Annotated in this window: 20 protein-coding genes; 10 read left to right on the top strand and 10 right to left on the bottom strand. The window is 59.9% G+C overall.

The window, feature by feature from the left end:
- Positions 1-12 precede the first annotated feature (12 nt).
- Both BMX92_RS24585 and BMX92_RS24580 read left to right on the top strand, forming a co-directional pair.
- A complete protein-coding gene (locus BMX92_RS24585) occupies positions 13-1,092 on the top strand; it encodes a sugar phosphate isomerase/epimerase family protein (protein ID WP_093021670.1) in 1,080 nt (359 codons plus the stop codon).
- Positions 1,093-1,457: 365 nt separating this feature from the next.
- The gene (locus BMX92_RS24580; RefSeq protein WP_093021688.1) at positions 1,458-2,537 is read left to right on the top strand and encodes an IS5 family transposase; all 1,080 of its coding nucleotides are present in this window, start codon (positions 1,458-1,460) and stop codon (positions 2,535-2,537) included.
- Positions 2,538-2,614: 77 nt separating this feature from the next.
- On the opposite strand, the gene BMX92_RS24575 is transcribed toward BMX92_RS24580, so the two are convergent.
- The 7 genes from BMX92_RS24575 to BMX92_RS24545 form a co-directional block, all read right to left on the bottom strand.
- A complete protein-coding gene (locus BMX92_RS24575) occupies positions 2,615-5,044 on the bottom strand; it encodes a TonB-dependent receptor (protein WP_256213607.1) in 2,430 nt (809 codons plus the stop codon).
- 564 nt (positions 5,045-5,608) lie between these two features.
- On the bottom strand, positions 5,609-6,241 hold the full coding sequence (locus BMX92_RS24570) for a MarR family winged helix-turn-helix transcriptional regulator (RefSeq protein WP_093021665.1): 633 nt from the start codon (positions 6,239-6,241) through the stop codon (positions 5,609-5,611).
- 78 nt (positions 6,242-6,319) lie between these two features.
- Positions 6,320-7,126 carry an alpha/beta fold hydrolase gene (locus tag BMX92_RS24565; RefSeq protein ID WP_177185250.1) on the bottom strand — a complete coding sequence of 269 codons (807 nt, stop codon included), beginning with the start codon at positions 7,124-7,126 and terminating at the stop codon, positions 6,320-6,322.
- Positions 7,123-7,893 (bottom strand): enoyl-CoA hydratase-related protein, encoded by a 771-nt coding sequence (locus BMX92_RS24560; protein ID WP_093021659.1) that lies wholly within the window; start codon positions 7,891-7,893, stop codon positions 7,123-7,125. The genes BMX92_RS24565 and BMX92_RS24560 overlap by 4 nt, the downstream gene beginning before the upstream one ends.
- Positions 7,894-7,903: 10 nt before the next feature.
- Complete coding sequence (locus tag BMX92_RS24555) at positions 7,904-8,668, bottom strand: glucose 1-dehydrogenase (protein ID WP_093021656.1); 765 nt, start codon at positions 8,666-8,668, stop codon at positions 7,904-7,906.
- Between the two features lie 34 nt (positions 8,669-8,702).
- Positions 8,703-10,328 (bottom strand): AMP-binding protein, encoded by a 1,626-nt coding sequence (locus BMX92_RS24550; RefSeq protein ID WP_256213606.1) that lies wholly within the window; start codon positions 10,326-10,328, stop codon positions 8,703-8,705.
- A gap of 74 nt (positions 10,329-10,402) precedes the next feature.
- On the bottom strand, positions 10,403-12,400 hold the full coding sequence (locus tag BMX92_RS24545; protein WP_093021653.1) for an NADPH-dependent 2,4-dienoyl-CoA reductase: 1,998 nt from the start codon (positions 12,398-12,400) through the stop codon (positions 10,403-10,405).
- Positions 12,401-12,684: 284 nt separating this feature from the next.
- Between BMX92_RS24545 and BMX92_RS24540 the strand changes: the two genes are divergently transcribed.
- From BMX92_RS24540 to BMX92_RS24505, 8 genes are read left to right on the top strand one after another with little or no spacing between them, the layout of a single operon-like run.
- Positions 12,685-13,866: an acyl-CoA dehydrogenase family protein gene (locus BMX92_RS24540; protein ID WP_093021650.1), complete on the top strand. Its 1,182-nt coding sequence runs from the start codon at positions 12,685-12,687 to the stop codon at positions 13,864-13,866.
- A gap of 11 nt (positions 13,867-13,877) precedes the next feature.
- The gene (locus BMX92_RS24535) at positions 13,878-15,023 is read left to right on the top strand and encodes an acyl-CoA dehydrogenase family protein (RefSeq protein WP_093021647.1); all 1,146 of its coding nucleotides are present in this window, start codon (positions 13,878-13,880) and stop codon (positions 15,021-15,023) included.
- 13 nt (positions 15,024-15,036) lie between these two features.
- On the top strand, positions 15,037-15,807 hold the full coding sequence (locus tag BMX92_RS24530; protein WP_093021644.1) for an enoyl-CoA hydratase/isomerase family protein: 771 nt from the start codon (positions 15,037-15,039) through the stop codon (positions 15,805-15,807).
- A 14-nt stretch (positions 15,808-15,821) separates the two neighbouring features.
- Positions 15,822-16,805: an NADPH:quinone oxidoreductase family protein gene (locus BMX92_RS24525; protein ID WP_218145842.1), complete on the top strand. Its 984-nt coding sequence runs from the start codon at positions 15,822-15,824 to the stop codon at positions 16,803-16,805.
- Positions 16,802-18,352, top strand: coding sequence for a 3-hydroxyacyl-CoA dehydrogenase PaaH (gene paaH / locus BMX92_RS24520; protein WP_093021641.1), 1,551 nt, complete (start codon positions 16,802-16,804; stop codon positions 18,350-18,352). The genes BMX92_RS24525 and paaH overlap by 4 nt, the downstream gene beginning before the upstream one ends.
- Positions 18,349-19,554, top strand: coding sequence for a 3-oxoadipyl-CoA thiolase (gene pcaF, locus BMX92_RS24515; protein ID WP_093021638.1), 1,206 nt, complete (start codon positions 18,349-18,351; stop codon positions 19,552-19,554). Before paaH ends, pcaF begins: the two co-directional genes overlap by 4 nt.
- 25 nt (positions 19,555-19,579) lie before the next feature.
- Positions 19,580-20,368, top strand: coding sequence for an enoyl-CoA hydratase-related protein (locus BMX92_RS24510; RefSeq protein WP_093021635.1), 789 nt, complete (start codon positions 19,580-19,582; stop codon positions 20,366-20,368).
- 12 nt (positions 20,369-20,380) lie between these two features.
- Positions 20,381-20,800: a PaaI family thioesterase gene (locus BMX92_RS24505; RefSeq protein WP_093021632.1), complete on the top strand. Its 420-nt coding sequence runs from the start codon at positions 20,381-20,383 to the stop codon at positions 20,798-20,800.
- 21 nt (positions 20,801-20,821) lie between these two features.
- On the opposite strand, the gene proC is transcribed toward BMX92_RS24505, so the two are convergent.
- The 3 genes from proC to BMX92_RS24490 are packed head-to-tail and all read right to left on the bottom strand — an operon-like array spanning position 20,822 to position 23,388.
- Entirely contained in the window at positions 20,822-21,658 is an 837-nt protein-coding gene (gene proC / locus BMX92_RS24500) for a pyrroline-5-carboxylate reductase (protein ID WP_256213604.1), read from the bottom strand.
- 57 nt (positions 21,659-21,715) lie between these two features.
- Complete coding sequence (locus tag BMX92_RS24495) at positions 21,716-22,642, bottom strand: electron transfer flavoprotein subunit alpha/FixB family protein (RefSeq protein ID WP_093021626.1); 927 nt, start codon at positions 22,640-22,642, stop codon at positions 21,716-21,718.
- Positions 22,639-23,388 (bottom strand): electron transfer flavoprotein subunit beta/FixA family protein, encoded by a 750-nt coding sequence (locus tag BMX92_RS24490; RefSeq protein WP_093021623.1) that lies wholly within the window; start codon positions 23,386-23,388, stop codon positions 22,639-22,641. The genes BMX92_RS24495 and BMX92_RS24490 overlap by 4 nt, the downstream gene beginning before the upstream one ends.
- Positions 23,389-24,104 lie beyond the last annotated feature (716 nt).

Below are 24,104 nucleotides of genomic sequence, written 5' to 3'. Positions count from 1 at the left end.
GAAGTAGACGAAATGAAGACAATCAAGGGACCCGCCATCTTCCTTGCCCAATTTTCGGGCGACAAGGCACCGTTTGACAGCCTTGAGGCCATCGCCGACTGGGCGGCAGGGCTGGGCTATGCGGGCATCCAGATCCCAAGTTGGAACAAAAGCCTGTTCGATCTCGACAATGCAGCTGAAAGCCAGACCTATTGCGACGAGATCAAGGGACTGCTCGCCGACAAGGGGCTGGAGGTGACGGAGCTATCCACCCACCTGCAGGGCCAGCTGGTGGCTGTCCACCCCGCTTATGACGCGCAGTTCGATGGTTTTGCCCCGCTCGAGGTTCACAACAATCCCAAGGCCCGACAGGAGTGGGCGGTGCAACAGGTCAAGAACGCGGCCGTCGCCAGCCGCCGCTTGGGCCTGAAGGCGCACGCCACATTCTCGGGCGCGCTTGCCTGGCCGTATTTCTATCCCTGGCCCGCGCGCCCGGCAGGTCTGGTAGAGGACGCTTTCAACGAACTGGCCAAGCGCTGGAAGCCGATTCTTGATGTGTTCGATGAAAATGGTGTTGACGCGGCTTTTGAGATTCACCCGGGCGAAGACCTGCACGATGGCGTCACCTTTGAGATGTTCCTAGAACGCATCGACAACCACTCGCGCGCGAACATCCTATACGATCCGAGCCACTTTGTCCTGCAGCAGCTCGACTATCTGGCGTTCCTGGACATCTACCATGAGCGCATCAAATGCTTCCATGTGAAGGACGCCGAATTCCGGCCCAATGGCCGTTCGGGCGTCTATGGCGGTTATCAGTCCTGGGTTGATCGCCCCGGACGATTTCGCAGCCTTGGTGACGGCCAAGTCGACTTTCCGGAGATATTCTCCAAGATGGCGATCAATGACTTTGACGGCTGGGCTGTGCTCGAATGGGAGTGTGCGATCAAGCACCCGGAACAAGGTGCGGCTGAAGGCGCGCCCTTCATAACCAAGCACATTATTCGCGTGACCGAACATGCGTTCGATGACTTCGCCGGCGGCGGCGCGGACCGCGAGCTTAATAAACAATTGATGGGAATTGTTGACGATGCGGGGCGTGCAAAGCCATGATAGCTTGCGGCCCTTGAAGGTCTTGTCAGCAAGGGCCTCCGCTGTCGGTTGAAATGTCGCTGTACGACATGCTGCAAGACGCCCGCCGCGCCCTTGCCGACAGCGGCGAGGCACGCCATTCGGGCATTCCGGTGGTTATGACTTATCGGGCTATGGCTTGGGTTGCCTCGTGCGTTATCGCGGCAGCGTGGCGGTGACGTGCTGAATGCCGCCACAGCATGGGCACTGAGTCGGATCAACGTTCAGAAGCTGCTTGGTAGCATTGCCAACCTCGGCCGCGACGGTCCCAATCGGACGCCTCGAAAAACTCTGGCCTTTGAGAGGCAGATTTGATTCACTTCGCCGGCGATGTGGCGGAGGCGATAATGGCGGTGCAGCCGGGTTTTTTCGATCTTTCGGACCGGTACGAGGCGCTGAGTGCGGCGCGTGATCCGCTGGAGCTATTGGCGGCTGTCGTGGATTTCGAGGTTTTTCGGAGTCCGTTGACTGCGGCGTTGCGACATAGCGTTCGTGGCAAGGGCGGTCGGGCCGTTCGACGCGGTGTCATGTTCAAGATCTTGGTTCTGCAGGCGCTTTACTCGCTGTCGGACGAGGCCACGGAGTTCCAGATCAAGGACCGGCTGTCGTTCCAGCGCTTCCTGGGGCTTGGGCTCGACGGCACGGTGCCCGATGCGACGACCGTCTGGCTGTTCCGGGAACGGCTCGTGCAGGCCAGAGCGATCGACCGGCTATTTGCTCGCTTTGATGCCGCGCTCAAAGAGCGGGGCTATCTCGCCATGGGCGGGCAGATCATCGACGCCACTGTCGTGCCGGCACCCAAGCAGCGCAATACTGAAGCGGAGAAAGCAGCGATCAAGGAGGGACGCGTGCCGGAGGACTGGAATTCGGCCAAGGTGCGGCAAAAAGATCGCGATGCACGCTGGTCGATCAAGTATAGCAAGGCCAAGGTCAGGGAGGGCGCCGATCCGAAGGCAGCCAAGTCGGTTGATCTGGCTATCCCGATATTCGGGTACAAGAATCACATTGGCATCGACAAAACCCATGGACTGATCCGCACTTGGGATGCCAGCGCCGCCAGTGCCCATGACGGCGCACGGCTGCCGGTTCTTATCAGCAAGGACAACACTGCCCCTGGCGTCTGGGCTGATACCGCCTATCGATCCAAGAAGAACGAGGCATTCCTGGCGAGTGGCATGTTCACCAGCCACATTCACCAGAGGCACAAGCCGCGGCGACCGCTGCCCGAGCGGATCGCCAGGGCCAATACCCGGCGTTCCACGATCCGCGCCCAGGTCGAGCATGTGTTCGCCGGGCAAAAGCACCGGATGGGGCTCGACGTGCGCACCATCGGCATCGCCCGCGCCACCATCAAGATTGGTATGGCCAACCTTGCCTATAACTTCCAGCGTCTGGCTTGGCTCGAAGGGCGAACTGCGCCCGCTTGATACGAAAGCGGCTCCCTAACGGCAAAATCACCCCAGAATGCTCAACCACGCCAGCCCTGTTATACCTCTATTTGCGTTTAGAAGTTATAATTGACGCGTAAACCATAGGTGCGCGGCTCGCCGACGTGGCGCGAAACATTGTCGATCTGACGGAAGGCGTCCGTGTAATAATATTTGTTTAGTAGGTTCCGGACGAAACCGGTTACCCGCCATTTTCCGGACGGTGCCGCAATCCCGAGTTGCCCATCGACCAAGGTGTAGGCATCCACGAGCACCAGGGAATAAGGATATATGGACGCAGGGGAATTACGACCGAACGCACTCGTCGTGCGTGAGCGATGACTCGCGTTGGCGCCCAAGAAGGCGTCGAGCGAGGAGGACAAGCCCCATTTGTAGTCAATAGATCCTTGGATCATCCATTTAGGCGTAAATGGGAAGGGCTCGCCCTGGAAGTTTGCCTGAAAGCCATAAGGATCGAAATTGGTGAAGTCGGACGTGACCTTCGTGTCGAGATAGGTCACGCCGGCATTGAGATCCAGGCCGGTGATCGGTTCGACCGTGGCGCTGAACTCGGCCCCTTTCACGCGCGACCTCGGGACATTGACGAGCGCTTCGACCGCGCCGAACACGCCGAGCGGATCCTGGACGCGGCCTCGAAACTGCTTGTTCTTGTAGTCATAATAGAACAGCGCACCATTCAGCTGCACGATCCGCATGCCAAGATCGGTTTTGAACCCCACCTCGTACGCCAGAACGGATTCCTGCGTCACGGGGACGAAGGACGCGTCGGTCGTTCCGTTGATATTCGGGAAGCTGCCCGACTTGTAGCCCTTGCTGATGGTCCCGTAAAACAGGGTGCGTGCGACCGGCTTGAAATCGAGACCTACGCGCCAAGAGGTGTTCTGCTCGTTGAGCGAGCTCCGCACCAAACCCGACTGGCGCGTCGTTGTGTTGACCGTCAGGCAGCCACCAGGCTGCACCGGCACGAACGCCGGATTGATCCGTGCGCCGACGATGTTGATGAATGCTGCAAAGTTACCGTCAATATCGGCCATGCACCCATTAAAGTCCGTATCTGACCAGGTGTGCCGCGCGCCCGCATGAACGGTAAACTGATCTGAAATCTCGTAGTCGAGATTTCCGAATATCGCTTTATTCTTAGTCGTCTGCCGGGTCGGAACAAATGTTCCAAGGAACGGCGGCAAGCCGGCGGAAACCGGAGCACGCGCACTCGTATCCTCGATCAGAGTATAGGTATTATCTTCGGCGGTCTTGTCTCTGGCATAATAGCCACCAGCAACATAGTTTAGCCGATCCTCAAAAAGAGCGCCACTCGCCCGCAGTTCCTGCTGAAAGCTGTCGATCTTGCCGTCCTGGTGTACGGAGAAGATCGAAAGTGGGCTGCCGTCGGTATCGCGAAAGTCGTTCTGGCGGAAATGCGCGCTATTGGTGATCGAGGTGAGCTGGAAGGCATCCGAGAAACGATATTCGAGACGCAACGCCGCCTGATAGAACTTCTGGTCGGTGTCGAGATTGTTATCGGGGCCCCAGTCGACCAGCCCAAGCTTCAGCGGCACAGGCTGCTGTGCCAGCATTTGCGCCGTGGCGCGCGAAGGAACCTGCGGCGTGACCTGCAGCAGCGCCGCAGCAAGCGAATCCGATTTGTCGCGCCAGCCGTTCAGGTTCAGCGTCGCGGTGAATGCGTCGGTCGGCTTCCACTCGGTCAGCAGACGCAGCTTCAGAACATCGACGTCGCCATTCTTCGTGCCGCGCGATGCGCTGCGCTGCCAAGCGCCGCCTTCGTCGACCGCCGCAGACAGGCGCATGCGCAACGTGTCCGTGATAGGTCCGGAGATGAAGCCGTCCGTCGAGAACCTGCCGAAACGAGCGACGCTCGCGTTGATGCCCGCCTTCAGGATCGAGGTCGGCTTAGCCGCGATATAGTTGATCGCGCCGCCGGTCGAGTTCTGCCCGAACAGCGTTCCTTGCGGCCCCTTCAGGACCTCAACGCGCTCCAGATCCATCGTGGCCGCTTTCGCCATAATGGGGAAGGCATAGCCGACTTCGTCGACATACACGCTCACCGCCGGAGAAGCGCCCAGCGATTCCTCGTAGAAGCCCACGCCGCGCAGCGTATAGATGGGCGCGCCTTTCTGGCTCGACGAGAAGTTGAAGCCGGGCACCACACGTGCCAGATCAGAGACGTCCGAAATGCCCTTCGATGTGAGCTGCTCAGCGCCGAGCGCGGAGATAGCCATGCCCACCGAATTGATGGACTGGCTCCGCTTTTGCGCAGTCACAATGATATCGCCGACACCCGTCTGATCGGCCTCAGCCTGCCCCCGGGCAGCGGCGGTCGCAACCGGCTCGGGATTGACGACTGGCTCGGTCTGCGCAGCCCCCTCCGCAGTTGGCGTGGTCTGCGCGAGCACCGCTGGCGCGTACATCGCGCTGCTCCCCAGCAAAGTCACCGCGAACGCCGTCCGGAATTGTAGAGCCGCCTTCATGATCCATCTCCCTTTTTTCGGACCATCTGGTCCATACGTTTCCTCGCGACCTCTCTTGTCGGAGGTCATCGAAGCTGCCGGCGCTTTTGAATCTGTCAATATATTGACTAGTCGCCATGGGCTATCTTTTTGACGGAAAATGTCAATCGGAGATTTTTGCGCCTATCCAGCCTACAGTAATATAATGATAAAAAGGCGTTATTCTGACATTGGGCGGCTGCCTCAGGTGTCGAATCGATTGATCGACCGGCATCGCTCAGTGACAATAGGTTGTCTTGAATATGTTATGAGCCTTGGTGACCCACCGCCATCTCGGCGCTCTGCGATCCGGCCCGTTATGCTCGGGCACAGCTGTCAGGGTAGCAGCCGATCAGTCAAAACCGAATCATCGAGTTTCCATACGGAAACACTGACAGACCCCGTCTCTTGGAATCATCGCATGCGGCGCTCGGTTGATGGCGACTTTGTTATTACGTCCAGGTCCGTTCACAACCAACGGACACAGATCGTAAACTGCTCCAGACGCATAGCTCCGGGTGATGACTCATCTTCGAGTGTAAAGGTTTAGTCTCGAAGTCCGCGAAGCCCCGGATTCTCGCTGTCGGATAAATCTGCCGAGACCAGATCACGCTGGAGCACATTAAGGAAATGTACCAGCGCGACTCGCTCATCGAAGTTGAAGTGCGCCGCTGCCTGATCGTAAAACTCGAAAATGCGCTGGGAAATCGACGCCCAGAATACCCGTCCGCCTTCAGTTAGCTGGACCATTCTGTGACGCTTGTCGCCATTGCCCATAACGCGCTGGACAAGCCCGTCCCGTTCCAGCCGTTTGAGCACGCCGTCAAGATTCTGGCGCGTGACCGCAATATAGTCGCTCAATTCGCTGAACTGGATGCCCGATATAGCAGAATCCCGGGATAAAGCGCCCAGAACGGCCCATTGAACCGTGGTAATCCCCAATTGCGCGACAGACTGGCGCTCAAGCTGATTGCCCAGCTGAAACAGCCGGAAAAACAACCGATTGTTGAGGTGATCATGGCTGGACTTACGCGTGGGAACAAGACCGGCAAGCTCGGGCTCCAGATCATCGACGATCCGGCGTTCCGTGAGCGTTGTCCGACCAAGAGTCACGCCTTCCTCGCCGCCGGCCTGAGGCTGCGATTGATGTGCGCGACGGGAAGGATCAGAATTGCTCATGACACCTTCCTATGTCGCTCCTGTCTCAGGGTAAAGCCTCGGCGATCGAGATGGGCCAAGATGTTGACAGATATTAGCCTAGAAGGCCTTCACGATGGCCTCAATCGCTCTTGCCTGGTCCTCGACATGAGGATTATGCCCGCCTTTGATCATGACGATCTGTGGCTGCAACGCCGCATGGCTATCGATCAACTGTGCGTGGATGGCCGATCCAAAAGGGTCGCTATTGCCCTGAATAATGGTCGTCGGGACGGTCAGGTGACGCATCTCTTCGACGATCGACCACTGCTCGAAGCCGGCATCGAGCCAAACATCGGCCCAACCAAAAAACGCCCCATCGCCATCCTTGTGCCAACGCGCAACGCGTTGCCGGTAGCTATCGTCCTCAACATAGCGCTGGCGCAATGCGGCAACGCCGCTGATGGTCCCCCTTTCAGCGAAGACATGGGGAGCGATCGCCGCACATGACACGCTGCGATGTGGAACTGCGGTGGCGAATTGCAAGGCGATCGTTGCGCCGTCGCTATGCCCCACCAGATGGCATCGCGTGATGCCAAGCCCGTCAAGCAGTGCGGGCAGGTAGATCAGAGCTTCCTTCCTGAGATAGGCAAGATCATGGCGCTCGGCCCGCGGTGACGATATCCCACAACCGCGACGTGAATATGCAAGCACCGGACGACTGGACAGCCTCGCAAGCGCCGCTGGGAAATTGCGCCAATCCGTCACGGAGCCGAAGCCATGGTGCAAGAGAATGATCGGCTCGCTCTCACCGCGTATGTCATTCCCGAACCACGCGCATTCGATCCTTGCGCCTGCCGCATCCACATAGAAGCTCGCGGAAGCGCCCGACCGCTCTCGATCGCCGCTCTCGCTCGCTTTCTTCACCGGAACTTCGGAGTTCGCTTCTCGAGGAACGCCTGGACGCCTTCCTTCGATTCCTCGGTGTCATAGAACAGGCTCAACGCTTGCATACCCATCGCCGAGATGCCGCGGATGGACTCGGAATCGAGATTGAACGACTTCTTCGCAATCGAAATGGCGGTCGGGCTTAGGGCCGCGATTTCCATGCACCATTTCTCGACCTCGGCATCGAGTTGATCGGGCTCAACGACAGCGTTCACCAACCCCATCTGCAGGGCTTCCGCAGCAGGATAGCGCCGACAGAGCATCCAGATCTCGCGCGCCTTTTTCTCCCCGACGACACGGGAAAGAAGGGCGGTTCCAAACCCGGGATCGACCGAACCGACCTTGGGCCCGACTTGTCCAAGCACTGCTTTGGTCGATGCGATGGCGAGGTCGCACACCGTCACCAGCACGTTGCCGCCGCCGATCGCGAAGCCCTGGACCCGCGCGATCACCGGCTTCGGGATATCCCGGATCACGCTCTGAAGATCCTCCACGGGAAGGCCGATGATCCCGCGGCCATCATAACCACCGTCATGGGCGGACTGGTCGCCGCCGGTGCAGAATGCCTTGTCGCCAGCGCCGGTGAGCACGACTACCGCGACGGACTTGTCATAACCCGCTCTGTTGAAGGCGTGGATCAGTTCCTCGCAGGTCTGACCACGGAAGGCATTATACTTTTCCGGCCGATTGATCGTGATCCAGACCGCCGGGCCACGAACCTCATAGAGAATGTCCTGATATTCCATTTGTCTTTCCTTATCCGTGCATCGTCAGGCCGCCGGAGACGCTGATCACCTGGCCTGTGATGAAGTTGGCGTCGTCGCTTGCGAAGAAGGCGATCATGCCCGGGATATCGTCGGGCTGTCCAAGCCGCTTGAGCGGAATTGCCTTAGAGAGTTTGTCGAAGATCTTCTGGCCATATTCGCCTTCGCCCACGAAGGACCGCAACAGGGGGGTGTCAGTCGGCCCGGGGCAGACGACATTGACCCGAATATTGTCACGTGCGCATTCGCGGGCAATCGTTTTCGAGAAAGCGATCATGCCGCCCTTGCACGCCGCATACACCGACTCGCCCGATGAACCGACACGACCGGCATCCGAGGCAATGTTGATGACCTTGCCGCCTTTGGCCGCGACCATGTGGGGCAGTACGGCCTTGTGGAGGTTCAGCGGACCTTTCAGGTTGATCGAGATAATCTTGTCCCAGAGGTCCGGCTCGGTATCGAGGAAGGGCTTTGCGATATCCCACCCGGCATTGTTCACCAGGACGTCAACCCGACCAAACTTCTCGATAACAGTCGCCACCGCCCTGGTCACGGCTGAGAAATCAGTGATGTCGAAGGCCAATGGGCTGATCGTGGCGTCGGCCCCGGCAGCGGCGACGAGCGCGTCCAGCGCCGACTGGTCGCGGTCGGCGGCGACCACGACCGCTCCTTCTTCGAGGAAGCGCGTGCAGATCGCCTTTCCGATGCCGCCCCCGGCACCGGTGATAATGACGACTTTGTCTTGTAGGCCTCTCATTGCGATACTCCGATTGAAACGTCGAGATTAGGGTTCATGGTGCGAGCCGAGCCCGCAGGTGATGCTTCTGCACCTTGCCGGTGGCAGTCCGTTCGATCGGGCCGAAGATGAATCGGCGCGGAAGCTTGAACTTGGCGAGGCGGGGACGGCAGAATTCGAGAAGCTCATCGCCCGACACATGCTCGAAGCCCGGCTTCAGCTCCACGAACGCTGCAGGCGTTTCGCCCCATCGTTCGTCCTTCATGGGAACGACAGAAGCGTGGTTCACCCCCGGATGCTGGAACAGCACATCCTCGATCTCGATCGACGATATGTTCTCACCGCCCGAGATAATGATGTCCTTGGACCGGTCCTTGATCTCTGCATAGCCGTCAGGATGCAGGACCGCGAGGTCGCCGGTGTGATACCATCCACCGGCAAAGGCGTCTTCTGTGGCTTCGGGATTCTTCAGATATCCCTTCATTCCCATCGAACAGCGGAAGAGAATTTCGCCCATCGAATGGCCATCGGCCGGCACCGGCTCCAGTGAAACAGGGTCTGCTACAATCATGCGGTCGGTTGTCACCGTGGCCACGCCCTGCCGCGAGAGTTTCCTCGAACGCTCTTCCGCGGGGAGTGCGTCCCACTCGCTGTGCCAGTCACAGATCGAGACGACACCGTGCAATTCGGTCGAGCCATAAACGTGGCGCAGCTTGAAACCGATCTCCTCGACCTTGAGAAGAGTGGAAGCAGGCGGGGCCGCGCCTGCGGTCGTCAGCGCCACCGAACGGTCAAGCTTGATATCGCTAAGCGTCGCGTAGTCGATCATCATCCCAAGGACGGTCGGTGCGCCGCACAAATGGGTGACGCCGTGATCGGCAATCGCATCGAATATCTCTGCGGGATCGACGCGGCGCGCGCAGACATGCGTAGCTCCTACGGCTGCCAGCGCCCATGGAAAACACCAACCGTTGCAATGAAACATCGGCAGCGTCCAATAATAGATTGAATCGCTGGTCAACTGGTGATGCAGCGCCTGTCCGACGGCGTTCAAATATGTTCCACGATGATGATAAAGAGCGCCTTTGGGATTCCCGGTTGTTCCCGACGTGTAATTGAGCGCGATCGTATCGAATTCATCGTTTGGCCAGATGATCGGGCCTTCAGGGTCGGCGCTTGCGAGAAAGGCCTCATATTCGTGATCGCACGGTTGCGGTGGTGCCGCCGCGTGAGGGTCCGCGATTTCGACGATGATCGGCCGCTTTTCGAGTTGCGCGATAGCATTTTGCGCAAGGGCCGCATAATCGCGGTCCACGATAACCATTCTGGCTTCGTTATGAGCGAGAATGAACGCGATCGCGCTGGCATCCAACCGCGTGTTGACAGTGGTCAGGATCGCGCCGGACATCGGGATGCCAAAATGGGCCTCGAGCATTGCCGGCGTGTTGGGCGACAGCACGGCGACGGTTTCTCCCGATCGAACTCCGGCGTCTCGGATTGCCGATGCGAGGCGTCGGCATCGCCGCTCATATTCTCGCCACGAATAGCGAATGTCGCCGTAGATAATTGCCGTCCGATCGGCGAACACCTGTGCGGAGCGTAGAAGAAAATTGATCGGCGTGAGTGGCTGGAAGTTTGCCTCCCGGCGTTGCAGATAGTCTGCATCAAGATCTAGTGACACAACAGCTCTCCCTGGTTCCCCCAAAGGCTTCTCGACATTCTGCGATGCCTCTGCCGCTCCGGGGTTCATCAATATCAAAGGGTGCTCCCAACGAGAGCGCCCTCGTAAATCGCGCGCTTCGCATCGAGTTCGCCGGCCTTGTCGGCGCCTCCGATGACGTGAACATGGTGACCGGCGGCCGCGAGCCTGTCCGCAAGCTCTCGCATCGAGATCTGGCCAGCACACACAACGATGGTGTCGGCAGCCAGCACTTCCTCGACGCCGTCAACACCGATCCGAAACCCTTCGGACTCGATGCCAAGATAGTTTGCGCTCGAAATCTGCCGAACCCCGTAGTCCTTCAGTTCCTGCCGCAGGATCCAACCGGTGCTCTTTCCGAGAGTCTTCCCAAAGGGTCCTGGTGAGCGCTTCACCATCGTTATGGTTCTGGCCGACCCGCGCGGTTCGCGGGCCTGCCCGACGCCCCATTGTTCCTTGAACTCACCGATCGTTTCGGGTGGCGTATCTTCACCTCTGGCAAGGAAAAGCGCGACATCATGGCCTATGCCACCGCCGCCAACGATCACGACGCGCTCACCCGCACGAACCTTGCCTGTCAGGATGCCGGCATAATCGACGACGCGCGGATCGTCAGCACCAGGCATGTCAAGCTTGCGGGCCACGACGCCGGTCGAGATGACAACATCGTCGAAATTATCCTGCACCAGCGCATCGTAGGTGACGCGGCAATTGGTGCGCACATCGACCTCCGCATCGGCGAGCTGCAGCTCAAAGCTCGCCAAGGACAGGCCATAATCTTCCTTGCCCGGCACCGCTGCCGCCAACACGAACTGACCGCCGACTTTGGGCCCAGCCTCGAAAAGCGTCACCTCATGACCGCGTTGCCGCGCTTCGAGCGCCGCGACGATACCGGCAACGCCAGCGCCGACCACACCGACGCGCTTGGCCCTTTCGGCAGGTTCTATATCAAATGCCGCTTCTCGCATCGCCCGAGGGTTGACGAGGCAACTGATGACCTGCCCGCTGAAATAATGATCAAGGCACGCCTGGTTGCAGGCGATACACACGTTGATCCGATCTTCCTTGCCCTGCTCGACCTTGGAGACGAAATCGGGATCGGCGAGAAAGGGGCGAGCCATCGAGACGAGATCCGCGCTGCCGTCTGCCAGAACCTTTGCGGCGTCCTGCGGAAGATTGATGCGGTTACTCGCCGTCACCGGGATCGAGACGACATCCTTCAAGCGACGGGTCGCATCAATGAAGGCAAGGTGCGGGACCGCTCCGGCTATCGTTGGCACCTGCGCCTCGTGCCAGCCGATTCCGGTCGACAGGCAATCTGCTCCGGCCAGCTCGATCGCCTTTGCCAATGCCTGCGTTTCGTCGTCGCACAATCCGCCCTCGACAAGCTCCAGCGCCGAAATACGATAAGAAAGAATGGCGGCATCGCCGATCATCATCCTGACGGCCTCGACGACTGACACGGGAAAACGGAAGCGGTTCCCGAGCGCCCCCCCCCACTCATCGGTCCGGACATTCGTCCGTTCTGCCAGGAACTGGCTGATGAGATAGCCTTCGGAGCCCATCACTTCGACGCCGTCATACCCCGCCTCCATCGCCAGACGGGCGGTGTTGGCATAAGCAGCGATGGTTGTCCTAATATCATCGCCCGACATCTCACGCGGCACATCACGATTGATCGGCGACTTGATCGGCGAGGGCGCGACGATCGCAGAATGATAGCCATAGCGGCCCGCGTGAAGAATCTGAAGGATGATCCGGCCGCCGACGGCATGCACGGCGTCGGTGATCAAGCGATGGGCTTCGACCTGATCCTCTGTTTCCAGGGTTCCCGGTTCGTCTTTCATGCGCCCTTCGTATGATGGCGCGAAGCCGCCGGTCACGATCAGCCCAACGCCCCCGGACGCGCGCTCGGCATAAAATCGCGCCAGCTCATCAAACCGCTCGGGATGGCACTCGAGGCCGGTGTGCATCGAACCCATGACCATTCGATTCGGAAGCGTTACAGCTCCGACCCGAATAGGCTGGCTGATGGCGGAATGTGTGGGGCTCAAGCGACTCTCCGGGTTTCTCGATCTATCTACCGACAAGAAATAGGCCCGAACCTCGATACATGTCAATATATTGATCTTAACGCAACATACCGCCGCCAGCGGCGAGAGTGTCAAAAGCCGCTGTGCTGTAGTGGGATAGAGCTAAAACAGCCCGTCGGCGGTAATGCGGGATTTTGCTGCGTCGCAGCATATTAAGTCAATGCCTTGACACGAATGGGCGTTAATGAAAAGACGACGCCATAGGAGCGGGAGCGCGACTCCAGACCATAACTCGCCAGGATGTCATGAAAACACTTCGCAATTTCGAACATAGTCGCGGCTGGACCGATGAGGAGCGCGCGATATTGGATGAAGTCGAGCGGCTTTCTCGCGAGGTCATCGCGCCAAAAGCAGCCGATTTTGACAGTTCAAAATCCTTCCCCTGGTCGAATATCGACGCGCTGCGTTCGATTGGACTGTTTGGGATATTTGTACCCGAGAAGTATGGTGGGCTGGATATCAGCTATCGTTGCGGTCTCGAAATCGGCTTGCTTCTTGCCCAGGCCTGTGCATCGACCGGCATCATCGTAGGTGCGACAGCGGCGGCGGTGAAGCCGATCGTCGCATTTGGTTCCGAGGATCAAAAGGCGCGTTTGCTTCCCAGGATCGCGAATGGGTCGCTAGCGGCACTCGCCATCACTGAGCCTCACGCGGGATCCGATGCGACCGCCATGCGAACGCGCTTTGCTCCACAGGGCGATGATGTCGTCGTCGATGGCGGCAAGATTTTCATCACTAACGGCGACGTGGCCGATCTCGTCCTCCTGTTCGGCCGCTGGTCCGAGCCTGGGTCTGCTGCGGATGGCAAGATCACCGCGCTGGTCGTCGAGCGCGGCGCTCCCGGCTTCGACGTCGTGAGGATCGAGGACAAGATGGGGACAAGAGCATCCTCAACCGCCGAACTGGCTTTCGCTGAATGCCGTGTTCCCCGATCCAACCTGCTCGGCGATCCGGGGCAGGGTCTGAAGGTTCTCCTGTCGACGCTGATGTTCTCGCGTCCAACCGTTGCCGCCCATGCTTTGGGCATCGCGGCAAGCGCCCTGTCGGAAATGCTCGCCTATGGCAATGAAAGGCACCAGGGCGGCAAGCCGATCATGGAGCATCAGGCTATCAGCTTCATGGTCGCCGACCTGGCAGCGGATTTCCTCGCTGCGCGCACTCTGCTCGATCATGTCGGAAAACTGGCAGATACGGGAGTCGCCGACTTCTCGATCGAGGCGTCGATGATCAAGCTCAAGGCGTCGGACCTTGCGATGCGCATGACGACGGACGCGGTACAGGTGTTCGGTGGCCATGGATATATCAAGGGACAGTGCGTCGAGCGGCTGATGCGCGACGCGAAGATCACGCAGATTTGGGAAGGCACCAATCAGATACAACGCGCCACTATCGCGCGGGATCTCACCGCCTCTCCCTCCCAACACTGAAGGAATCAGTCGTGGCTCTTGACCCAGAGACATTTGAACTTTTGCGCGACACGATATCCCGGTTCGTAAACGAAAGACTCATCCCGCGTGAGGAAGAGGTCGTCGAGACGAATATGGTCCCCGCCGATGTCGTCGAGGAGATGAAGGCCCTGGGCCTGTTCGGCCTTTCGATCTCCGAGGAATTCGGGGGGCTCGGCCTCTCCATGGAGGAGGAAGTCCGTGTCGTGTTCGAACTCGGCCGTGCCTCTCCGGCATTTCGTTCGGTCGCCGGCACCAATATCGGCATCGGCTCCCAATCGATCGTGATCGCCGGGACGGACGCCCAGAAGCAGCAATATCTGCCGCAACTCGCCGCCGGCGATCTGATCGGATCGTTCGCGCTGACCGAGCCGGATGCAGGGTCCGATGCAATGTCGATCAGAACGACGGCACGAAAGGATGGCGACCATTATGTGCTGAACGGCACCAAGCGCTATATCACCAACGCACCCACAGCGGGGCTCTTCACAGTGATGGCGCGAACCGCGCAAGAACGGAAGGCAGCTTCGATTTCCTGTTTCCTGGTCCCTGCTGACACGCCCGGCATAACCGTCGGCAAGCCAGACAAGAAGATGGGCCAGCGCGGAGCCCTGACCAGCGATGTCATCTTCGAGGACTGCCGGGTGCCGGTTTCTGCCTTGCTGGGCGAAGAGGAAGGCAATGGGTTCCGTACCTCGATGAAAGTCCTGGACAAAGGCCGGCTTCATATCGCCGCGCTTTGCGTCGGCATAGCCCATCGCCTGATCGAGGAGGCCGTCAATTATGCGCGCGATCGCAAGCAATTCGGTCAACCCATCGGCGAGTTCCAGCTCATCCAGGCGATGCTCGCCGACAGCGAAGCCGAAACTTATGCTGCCGAATGCATGGTAATCGACGCTGCCCAGCGGCGTGACCGCGGCGAGACGCCGACCCGGCAGGCTGCCTGCGCAAAGATGTTCTCCACCGAGATGGTTGGGAGGGTCGCAGACAGAGCCGTCCAAATCTTCGGCGGCGCTGGTTACATGGCGGAATATCCGGTCGAGCGCTTCTACCGCGACGTGCGTCTGTTCCGCATTTTCGAAGGGACCACCCAAATCCAGCAGCTCGTGATCGCTCGCGATATGCTCAAGGTGTCCTGAGGGGATTAAACATATGGCAGTCGAACTGACCCGCCGCGACGAGTTCGCGCTTCTCACGCTCAATCGACCCGAGGCGCTCAATGCGCTGAATGCCGCAACGATCCGCGAAATCGGCGAGGCGATCGATGAGGTCGGCCAACGCGATGCGCGGGCTCTCATCATCACCGGCGCGGGCGACAAGGCCTTCTGCGCGGGCGCGGACATCAAGGAAATGCTCGGCATCGAACTCGCCGCGAAGAAGCGAAAGGCCGAAACGGGTCAGGCAACCTTCGCCAAGCTGGATCGACTGCCGATGCCTTCAGTCGCCCTTATCAATGGCTATGCCTTTGGTGGCGGTCTTGAGCTTGCCCTGGCCTCGACTTTTCGTCTTGGCACATCACGCCTTGCCGTTGCCCTCCCCGAGATCAAGCTGGGCCTGATGCCGGGTTATGGCGGCACACAGCGCCTTCCCCGGCTCGTCGGCGAGGCCCGTGCGCTGGAGATGATCATGACAGGACGGACCGTGAAGTCGGACGAGGCACTGGCGATCGGCCTCGTCAACCGCCTCGTGCCCGATGAAAGCCGGGTCGAGGATGCTGTCGCCTTCGCCCGCGAGTTTACCTGCTACAGTCTGGTCGCGCTTCGCCATGCCCGTGCGGCCGTGCGGCGTTCGCTTGCTGTTCCGCTCGAGGAAGGGCTTCGGATCGAAGCGGACCTTTCCACCCTCGCTTTCCAATCCCGCGACGCCCAGGAAGGCATGAGTGCCTTTGCCGAGAAGCGCGCGCCCAACTTCGTTGACGCGTGATGCGAACAGTTCGGGTGCACGGCTTCGACCCCCGGGACCTGCGTGTCGACGACGTAGCGATGCCGGTCGTTTCCCCGACTGAAATCCTGGTCGACGTCGCCGCTATCGGGGTCAGCTTTCCCGACACTTTGGTGGCGACGGGAAAATATCAGTCTTTGCCGCCGTTCCCATTTGCGCCGGGCATGGAGTTTTCCGGGACGGTCATCTCTGTTGGATCGGACGCAGGAAGCTGGCAGCAAGGAGATCATGTTGTCGGCTATGTCACGCACGGAGCCTATGCCGAGCAGGTGATCGCGCGCCCGGACGAGCTGTACCCCGTGCCGGCAGGCGTACCGCTCGAAGCAGCCGCGGTCCTGTCGATGCCGTTCCTCACGGCCTATGTCGCCCTCGGCCAGTGTGCGGCCCTTCAGCCTGGAGACACGGTTCTTATCGGCGGGGCGACCGGTGCGGTAGGGCTCGCAGCGGTCCAACTGGTCGTGGCAATGGGAGGCAAGGCCCTTGCCTGCACGCGTTCTCCTGAAACCAGCGGTGCTTTAACTGAAGCCGGAGCGGACGCGATCATCGACATCTCGGGGACGGACCTGCGCCAGCAGCTTCACGATCAGGTCATGGCTGCGACCCAGGACAAGGGCGTCGATGTCGTACTCGATGCGCTGGGTGGCGACTTTTTCGATGCTGCGATGCGCGTCACCGCCTGGCGTGGCCGGATCGTGATCATCGGCTTTGCCGCCGGAGCGATTCCGAGCGTGCGCGCCAACCAACTTCTGCTGCGAACGATAAGTGTCTCGGGCATGAACCTCACAAGCTTTCGCGACAGCGCCCCCGAAGTGGTTCGTGCCGCGCAAGCCGACATCTTCCGCCTGTGGGAAGCGGGGAAATTGCGGGCTGACATCGTTCGTCGATATCGTCTCGACGAGGCTGCGGCCGCGCTCGATTTCGTTGCTGCCGGCCGGAATGATGGCCGGGTAATCCTTCTTCCTGATGGTGAGACCCAATGAGCGCTTTGACAAAGGACGTTCTCGTCGCGGTCATTGGCGCCGGGGCAATGGGTGCCGGGATTGCGCAGGTCGCTGCTCAAGCAGGCCATCATGTCCTTCTCTACGACGTTGGCAGCGGCGCCGCGCAAAAGGGACGTGAAGGCATTGCCATTGGTCTTGATAGGCTGGTCGCTCGCGACAAGATCAAGGCGGAGACGCGGGACGCTATCATTTCCCGGATCGAAGTCGCGAATTCGCTCGACGATCTGCGCGACGCCGGACTTGTGATCGAAGCCATCGTCGAGCGTCTCGACATCAAACGCTCCCTGTTCCGTGACCTTGAAGCTCTCGTCGGCGAAGAAGCGATCCTTGCGACGAACACCTCGTCACTCTCGGTGACGGAAATCGGCCAGGGTCTTACAAAACCGGGGCGTCTTGCCGGCCTTCATTTCTTCAATCCCGCGCCGATCATGGCGCTTGTGGAGGTTGTGGCGGGCCTCGCCACCGACGCGCATGTCATTGAAAGCCTTATCGCCACGGCGCAGGCTTGGGGAAAGAAGCCTGTCAGATGCAAGTCCACTCCTGGCTTCATCGTCAACCGTGTCGCACGGCCATTCTATGCTGAAGCACTGCGACTTCTCGAAGAGGGCGCTGCCCCGGTCGAGACGATCGACATGGTTTTGCGCGAGGCAGGCGGCTTCCGCATGGGGCCCTTCGAACTCATGGACCTGATCGGCCACGACGTGAACTTCGCCGTCACCGCATCCGTGTTCAAAGCCTATTTCGAAGATCCACGCTTCCGTCCTTCCCTCATCCAGCAGGAGTTGGTCGCCGCCGGTTGGCTCGGACGAAAATCCGGCCGAGGCTTTTACCGCTATGCCGATGGCGCAAAGCCACCCGAGCCGCAGTTTCTTGCGGCAGGGGCTCGTGTCGATCATGTCTTGATCGAAGGTGATCTGGGTCCTGCAGAGGCTCTTGCGAGGCGCCTGAGCGCGGCCGGCGTCGACATCACGCGCCAGCCTGGGGTCGGCGTTCTGAAAATCCGCTCCTGCACGCTCGCACCAAGCGATGGCCGGACAGCCACCCAACGGGTGGCGCAAGGCGAGCCTGCCGATCTCGTGCTTTTTGACCTGGCCCTCGACTATAAGGCCGTCAAAACCCTGTCCATAGCCCGCGCCGATCAGGCAGACGCTTCAACGCTTGACCATGCGGCAGCCTTATTCGCACGGGGCGGAATAAAGGTCGTGCAGTGTGATGACACGCCAGCTCTTATTGTCCTTCGGACGATCGCAATGCTGGCGAACGAGGCTGCTGAAACCGTTCTACAGGGAGTCGCAACCGCGAGCGATGTCGATGCTGCGATGCGGTCAGGCGTAAACTACCCGCGAGGCCCGCTGGAATGGGCGCAGGCCCTGGGTATCGAGCGCGTACTCGATGTGCTCGATGTCCTCCACCAGGACACGGGCGACGATCGCTATCGCGCCTCGCAACTGCTCCGGCGAACCGTCCGTCGAGGCGATGCTCATATCGACCGTAAGGGAGGCGCGACAACGCGCAATGCACAATGAGTGAAGCTTTCATCTGCGACGTCATTCGAACGCCTGTTGGACGCTATGGCGGCGCGTTGTCGGCCGTTAGAGCCGACGATCTTGCCGCCATTCCGATCGCGGCCCTGGTGGCGCGCAATCCCGGCGTCGATTGGACGGCAATCGACGATGTCATCATGGGCTGCGCGAACCAGGCTGGAGAGGACAATCGCAACGTCGCGCGCATGGCGGCATTGCTCGCGGAACTTCCCAAAGAAGTTCCAGGATCTACGATCAATCGCCTGTGTGGATCGGGAATGGACGCTGTCGGCACGGCTGCACGCGCCGTCAAATCGGGTGAGACTGCATTGATGGTCGCGGGCGGCGTCGAGAGCATGTCGCGCGCTCCGTTCGTGATGGGCAAAGCCGAAAGTGCATTCTCGCGCGCCGCGAGGCTCGAAGATACCACAATCGGATGGCGCTTCATCAACGGTCGCATGAGGGCGCTCCATGGCGTGGATTCCATGCCCGAGACCGCCGAGAATGTAGCGCGGGATTTTCAGATCTCGCGCGCCGACCAGGACGCCTTCGCATTGCGTAGTCAGCAGAAGGCGGGCAGTGCGATCGCCGCCGGTCGCTTCGAGCGTGAAATCACGCCGGTTTCCATCGCGCAGAAAAAAGGCGGCGTTATCGTTGTCGACAAGGACGAGCATCCTCGTCCCGACACCACTGCCGATCAGCTCGCCAAGCTCAAGGGCGTGGTCCGCGTCGACGGCTCCGTGACTGCCGGCAACGCATCCGGTGTCAACGACGGTGCGTGTGCTCTCCTGATCGCCAGCGAAGCGGCCGCGCGCGGGCACGGCCTCACGCCCCGCGCGCGAATCGTGGCGATGGCTACGGCCGGTGTCGCTCCCCGCATCATGGGTATGGGGCCAGCACCGGCTACGCGAAAGGTTCTTGCTCTGGCCGGCCTTACGCTTGACGACATGGCGGTGATCGAACTGAACGAAGCCTTTGCCTCGCAGGGACTGGCCGTTCTTCGCGACCTGGGAATCCCCGACGACGCAGCCCAGGTAAATCCCAATGGTGGCGCGATTGCGCTGGGACATCCTCTGGGGATGTCGGGCGCACGGTTGATCGCGACCGCGCTTCACGAGCTGGAAGCGACAGGCGGTCGCTACGCTTTGTGCACGATGTGCATCGGCGTCGGGCAGGGCATTGCTACGATCATCGAACGTGTCTGAAGCGCGAAAAGAAGGAGCAGCAATCATGGAAGAAGCCATTCTAGTGACGCGTAAGGGCAATTGGGCGACAGTGACGCTCAATCGGCCCAAGGCGCTCAATTCGCTCAATGAGCCCATGCTCAAGCTGCTCGGCAGTGCGATCAAAGATCTCGCCGAGGACACCACATGTCGGGCGATTCTGCTAACTGGCGCGGGTCGCGGGTTTTGCGCTGGCCAGGATCTCGCCGAGCTACGCGAGGGTGGCGATATCGCCGCGTTCAACCTGGCGGGGCTGATGGACCGCGAATATCACCCCACCCTGCGTCTCATCCGATCGATGGAAAAGCCGGTCGTGTGCGCCGTCAATGGCGTCGCGGCGGGTGGAGGGGCCAATCTCGCCCTGGCCTGCGATATCGTCCTGGCGGCGAAATCGGCGCAGTTCATCCAGGGATTTGCGCGCATCGGCCTGATCCCGGACTGCGGCGGAACATTCGTGTTGCCGCGCCTCATCGGCGATGCAAGGGCACGGGCCCTCTCCATGCTCACCGATCCGGTCAAAGCCGAGCAAGCCGAGGCCTGGGGTATGATCTGGCAAGCGGTCGAAGACGATGCGTTGATGACCGAGGCCCAGGCGCTGACCGAGCGACTCGCGAACCAGCCTACCAAGGCGATGGGCTTCATCAAGCAAGCTTATCTCGCTTCTACAGACGGCGATTTTTCCTCGCACCTGGACGTGGAGCGAGACCTTCAGCACATGGCGACGCAGACCAGTGATTATATCGAAGGGGTCACCGCCTTCTTCGAAAAACGCCCACCGGCCTTCAAAGGTCAGTGACGGACGACCGGCATGACAGCACCGCTCCTTGACCGGCATGCGCTCAATCGCGTGCTGGAGGAAGACTTCCCTCCGGAATCCCGGCAAAATCTGGGCGAGGTAATCAATGCCGGAGCCGGATCAGTTCGGCTGAAACTCGAACCTCGTCCCTGGATGGTTCGCCCCGGCGAACTGATTTCCGGGCCGACCCAGATGGGAATGGCGGATGTGGCCGCTTTTCTTGCCGTGCTGACGGTCGCGGGGCGCGTGACCAAGGCTGTGACCCATACATTGACGATGAATTTTCTGCGCGCCTGTCCGATCGGCGATCTTTACGCAGATGCGAGACTGCTGCGGCAGGGACGACGGATCATCGTGTGCAACGTCCACATACACCAAGGCGATCCTGATCGGCTGGTCGCTCAAGCCTCAGTCGGATACTCGCTTCCCTAGGTGTGGGCCCTCATCGTCACCTCAACCCGCCAACTCACGAGATCGCCAAGCTGCACGTTCTGCCGCGCGCTTGACGAGCGCATCGATCGCTCCACCTTTGTTCATCTCCGCAAGCGCGGCCGCAGTCGTTCCACCAGGGCTGGTGACTTGATCGCGAAGCTCGGCAAGGTCAGTCGACGATGCGTCAACCAGCGCCGCTGCTCCCACTAGGGTCGCTCGTGCCAACTTCACGGCCATTTCCTTAGGAAGTCCAAGATCCCTGGCTGCCTCGATCAGTGCTTCCGTCATCCTGAAATAATAGGCTGGACCGCTTCCTGAAATCGCGGTGACCGCGTGCATATCATCTTCGCTTGCCACCCATAGATGGTCTCCGAGGGGCGCGAGCAAAGTTTCGATACGCAGTTTATCGCTTACCGACACATCCTCGCCGGCAAAGACCGCGGTTATCCCTTTACCGATCGATGCGGGCGTGTTCGACATCAGCCGCGCGATGCGAGCGCTCCCGCCTGCCGCCTGACTGATGGTCGCCAGCGAAATTCCCGAAACGACGGAAAGGATGAGCGGATCTCGCGACGCGACCATATCGAGCGTATCGACGATCTGCGGAAACACCTGTGGCTTGACCGCCAGCACCACGACCAGATCCTCGACGTGCCGAAGATCGCTCGGCGTATCGATCAGATCGATACCCAGTTCGAGCGCACTGGGTCTGCGGAGGGTAACCACCTTGTGCGATGGCTTCCAGGCCCGGGCGAAAGCGCCGCCCATGCGGCCGCTGCCAATCAGGAATAAAGTGATAACGCCTCCTTGGTGCCGATAGCGGGATGGCGTGAGCCAGCCGCACGGCGGTTGGCTCACGCCATATTAGTTGAATCCATCAGATCAGCGAAATTAACTCAAGGGCTAGCCAGACGCTCAGAGGCGCTCGGTCAACTCCGGCACGATCTTGAACAGGTCGCCCACGAGGCCGATGTCGGCCACCTGAAAGATCGGCGCATCTTCATCCTTGTTGATGGCAACAATAGTCTTTGAATCCTTCATCCCGGCAAGATGCTGAATCGCGCCCGATATGCCCACCGCGATATAGACTTCAGGTGCCACGATCTTGCCGGTCTGGCCGACCTGATAGTCATTGGGCGCATAGCCGGCGTCCACCGCGGCGCGCGATGCGCCAACCGCTGCTCCGAGCTTGTCCGCCAAAGGATCGATCAATGCGTGGAACTGCTCTTCGGAGCCAAGCGCTCGCCCGCCGGACACGATCACCTTGGCCGAAGTGAGGTCCGGCCTCTCCGACCGGGAAATCTCCGACCCGGCGAAGCTCGACAGCTGCGAATCTTCCCCTGACACCGAAACGACCGTCGCAGATCCGCCATCACGCGCAGACCGGTCGAAGGCTGTCGTACGCACGGTGATGATCTTCTTCGCGTCAGAGGACTGTACCGTCGCGATCGCATTTCCCGCGTAAATGGGCCTGGTAAACGTATCGCTGGCCTCGACGGAGAGGATGTCCGACAGCTGCATTACGTCAAGCATAGCCGCTACGCGCGGCGCGACATTCTTGCCGCTGGACGTTGCAGGCGCAAGAAAGGCTTCATAGTCCGCCATGAGACCAGCGATCACCGGCGCAAGGTTCTCAACCAAAGCATGCTCAAATGCGGACCCATCTGCCAGGAGCACCTTCTTTACCCCGGCGATCTTGGCCGCCGCCGTACCGATATCGTCCAGGTCCTTGCCCGCCACGAAGAGATCTACATCTCCCAGCTTTGCCCCCGCCGTCACCGCCGAGAGGGTGGCATCCTTGATTTGGCCACCTTCGTGCTCAACCCATACGAGGACACTCATGCCGCAACTCCCAATTCCTTGAGCTTCGATACCAGTTCATCAACATCGCCGACCTTGATGCCGGCCTGCCGCTTCGGCGGCTCGACCACCTTGAGTGTTTTCAGACGCGGCGCGATATCGATTCCCAACTCGGAGATCGGCTTCGCCGCGAGCGGTTTGGCTTTAGCTTTCATGATATTGGGCAATGACGCATAGCGCGGCTCGTTCAGGCGCAGATCCGTCGTCACGATCGCCGGCAGCTTGAGATCCACGGTCTCGAGGCCCCCGTCGATTTCACGCGTGACAATGACAATGCCGCTGGCCACGGTGACCTTTGAGGCGAACGTTCCTTGTCCCCAGCCCAAAAGTGCTGCGAGCATCTGTCCGACCTGATTGGAATCGTCGTCGATCGCCTGTTTACCGAGGATCACGAGCGAAGGGTTTTCTTCCCTGACGACCGTGGCGAGAACCTTGGCGACCGCCAGCGGCTCGACCTCCTCGTCGCTCTGAATCAGGATCGCCCTGTCCGCGCCCATCGCCAAGGCCGTCCGGAGCGTCTCCTGTGCCTTCTGGGGCCCGACTGAAACTGCGACGATCTCTTGCGCCGCGCCGCTTTCCTTGAGGCGGATTGCCTCTTCGACAGCGATCTCGTCGAAGGGGTTCATCGACATTTTCACGTTGGCGAGATCGACTCCCGATCCATCGGCTTTCACGCGCGGCTTCACATTATAATCGATAACCCGCTTTACGGGCACCAGGATCTTCATGCTTTTGGCTCCACTCTCCAACATGGTTTCCGGACCCCCGGCCAGTTTTTGCGAGGGCGAATCTACGAACGACAGGTGAGCCTCGGTTCAACCCGTCCCACCAGCGTCTGCAGATGCGGTTGAAGATGGGCGGTCCGGTCCGAACAGCGTCCGGCGAGACGATACCGCCACGATCTCAGATCGCTGTATGACATCCGATGGTGCTCCGCACCTATGATTTTCCTTCATTCATGTCAATATGTTTGCATGATATCCAAGCCAGCTTGGCATATGCGTCGATCGCGGCCAAGGACTCCTTCTTATCTGCGCAGCGCGATCGGCGCGGCGTGCAATTGCCCGATCCGACAGGATTGTAATGAAATTCATCAATGTTGTCCCGCCCTTACGGCCGAGAGTACGACAGCATGGATCGATCGATCACGTTTCCGAAAACTGCGGAGCGGCCGTACTCTCGATATGCAATTCTCGATTCTGGACGAGGGGTTCTAAATCAATATATTGACACACTTTTGATGCTTACATAGGTTGGCGACGTTCTCGGGAACGAAGGCACGATGAAAGGATATCTTAAAAAACGGTCGCCGGCTGGGCCCGCCTATGCGCGGTAGAAACGGGTCGTGCTATGGTGCGGTCGGGAGGGTCGCGGCCGATGGCTTATTGGAGGCATGATACCCCGTTAAAAAACGTGGCCCGTGGGTGTTTGCGTACTTGAGAGT

It is taken from the genome of Sphingobium sp. YR768, from assembly GCF_900111125.1.
GTDB lineage: Bacteria > Pseudomonadota > Alphaproteobacteria > Sphingomonadales > Sphingomonadaceae > Sphingobium.
This window is presented reverse-complemented; position numbering and strand designations above follow the sequence as displayed.

Excerpts from the sequence above, each read along its gene's own strand:
- BMX92_RS24530 (WP_093021644.1), top strand. The coding sequence starts at position 15,037 with ATGGCAGTCGAACTGACCCGCCGCGACGAGTTCGCGCTTCTCACGCTC.
- BMX92_RS24585 (WP_093021670.1), top strand. The coding sequence starts at position 13 with ATGAAGACAATCAAGGGACCCGCCATCTTCCTTGCCCAATTTTCGGGC.
- BMX92_RS24505 (WP_093021632.1), top strand. The coding sequence starts at position 20,381 with ATGACAGCACCGCTCCTTGACCGGCATGCGCTCAATCGCGTGCTGGAG.
- pcaF (WP_093021638.1), top strand. The coding sequence starts at position 18,349 with ATGAGTGAAGCTTTCATCTGCGACGTCATTCGAACGCCTGTTGGACGC.
- BMX92_RS24570 (WP_093021665.1), bottom strand. The coding sequence starts at position 6,241 with ATGAGCAATTCTGATCCTTCCCGTCGCGCACATCAATCGCAGCCTCAG.
- BMX92_RS24540 (WP_093021650.1), top strand. The coding sequence starts at position 12,685 with ATGAAAACACTTCGCAATTTCGAACATAGTCGCGGCTGGACCGATGAG.
- BMX92_RS24490 (WP_093021623.1), bottom strand. The coding sequence starts at position 23,388 with ATGAAGATCCTGGTGCCCGTAAAGCGGGTTATCGATTATAATGTGAAG.
- BMX92_RS24555 (WP_093021656.1), bottom strand. The coding sequence starts at position 8,668 with ATGAGAGGCCTACAAGACAAAGTCGTCATTATCACCGGTGCCGGGGGC.
- BMX92_RS24575 (WP_256213607.1), bottom strand. The coding sequence starts at position 5,044 with ATGAAGGCGGCTCTACAATTCCGGACGGCGTTCGCGGTGACTTTGCTG.
- BMX92_RS24580 (WP_093021688.1), top strand. The coding sequence starts at position 1,458 with ATGGCGGTGCAGCCGGGTTTTTTCGATCTTTCGGACCGGTACGAGGCG.
- paaH (WP_093021641.1), top strand. The coding sequence starts at position 16,802 with ATGAGCGCTTTGACAAAGGACGTTCTCGTCGCGGTCATTGGCGCCGGG.
- BMX92_RS24510 (WP_093021635.1), top strand. The coding sequence starts at position 19,580 with ATGGAAGAAGCCATTCTAGTGACGCGTAAGGGCAATTGGGCGACAGTG.
- BMX92_RS24495 (WP_093021626.1), bottom strand. The coding sequence starts at position 22,642 with ATGAGTGTCCTCGTATGGGTTGAGCACGAAGGTGGCCAAATCAAGGAT.
- BMX92_RS24560 (WP_093021659.1), bottom strand. The coding sequence starts at position 7,893 with ATGGAATATCAGGACATTCTCTATGAGGTTCGTGGCCCGGCGGTCTGG.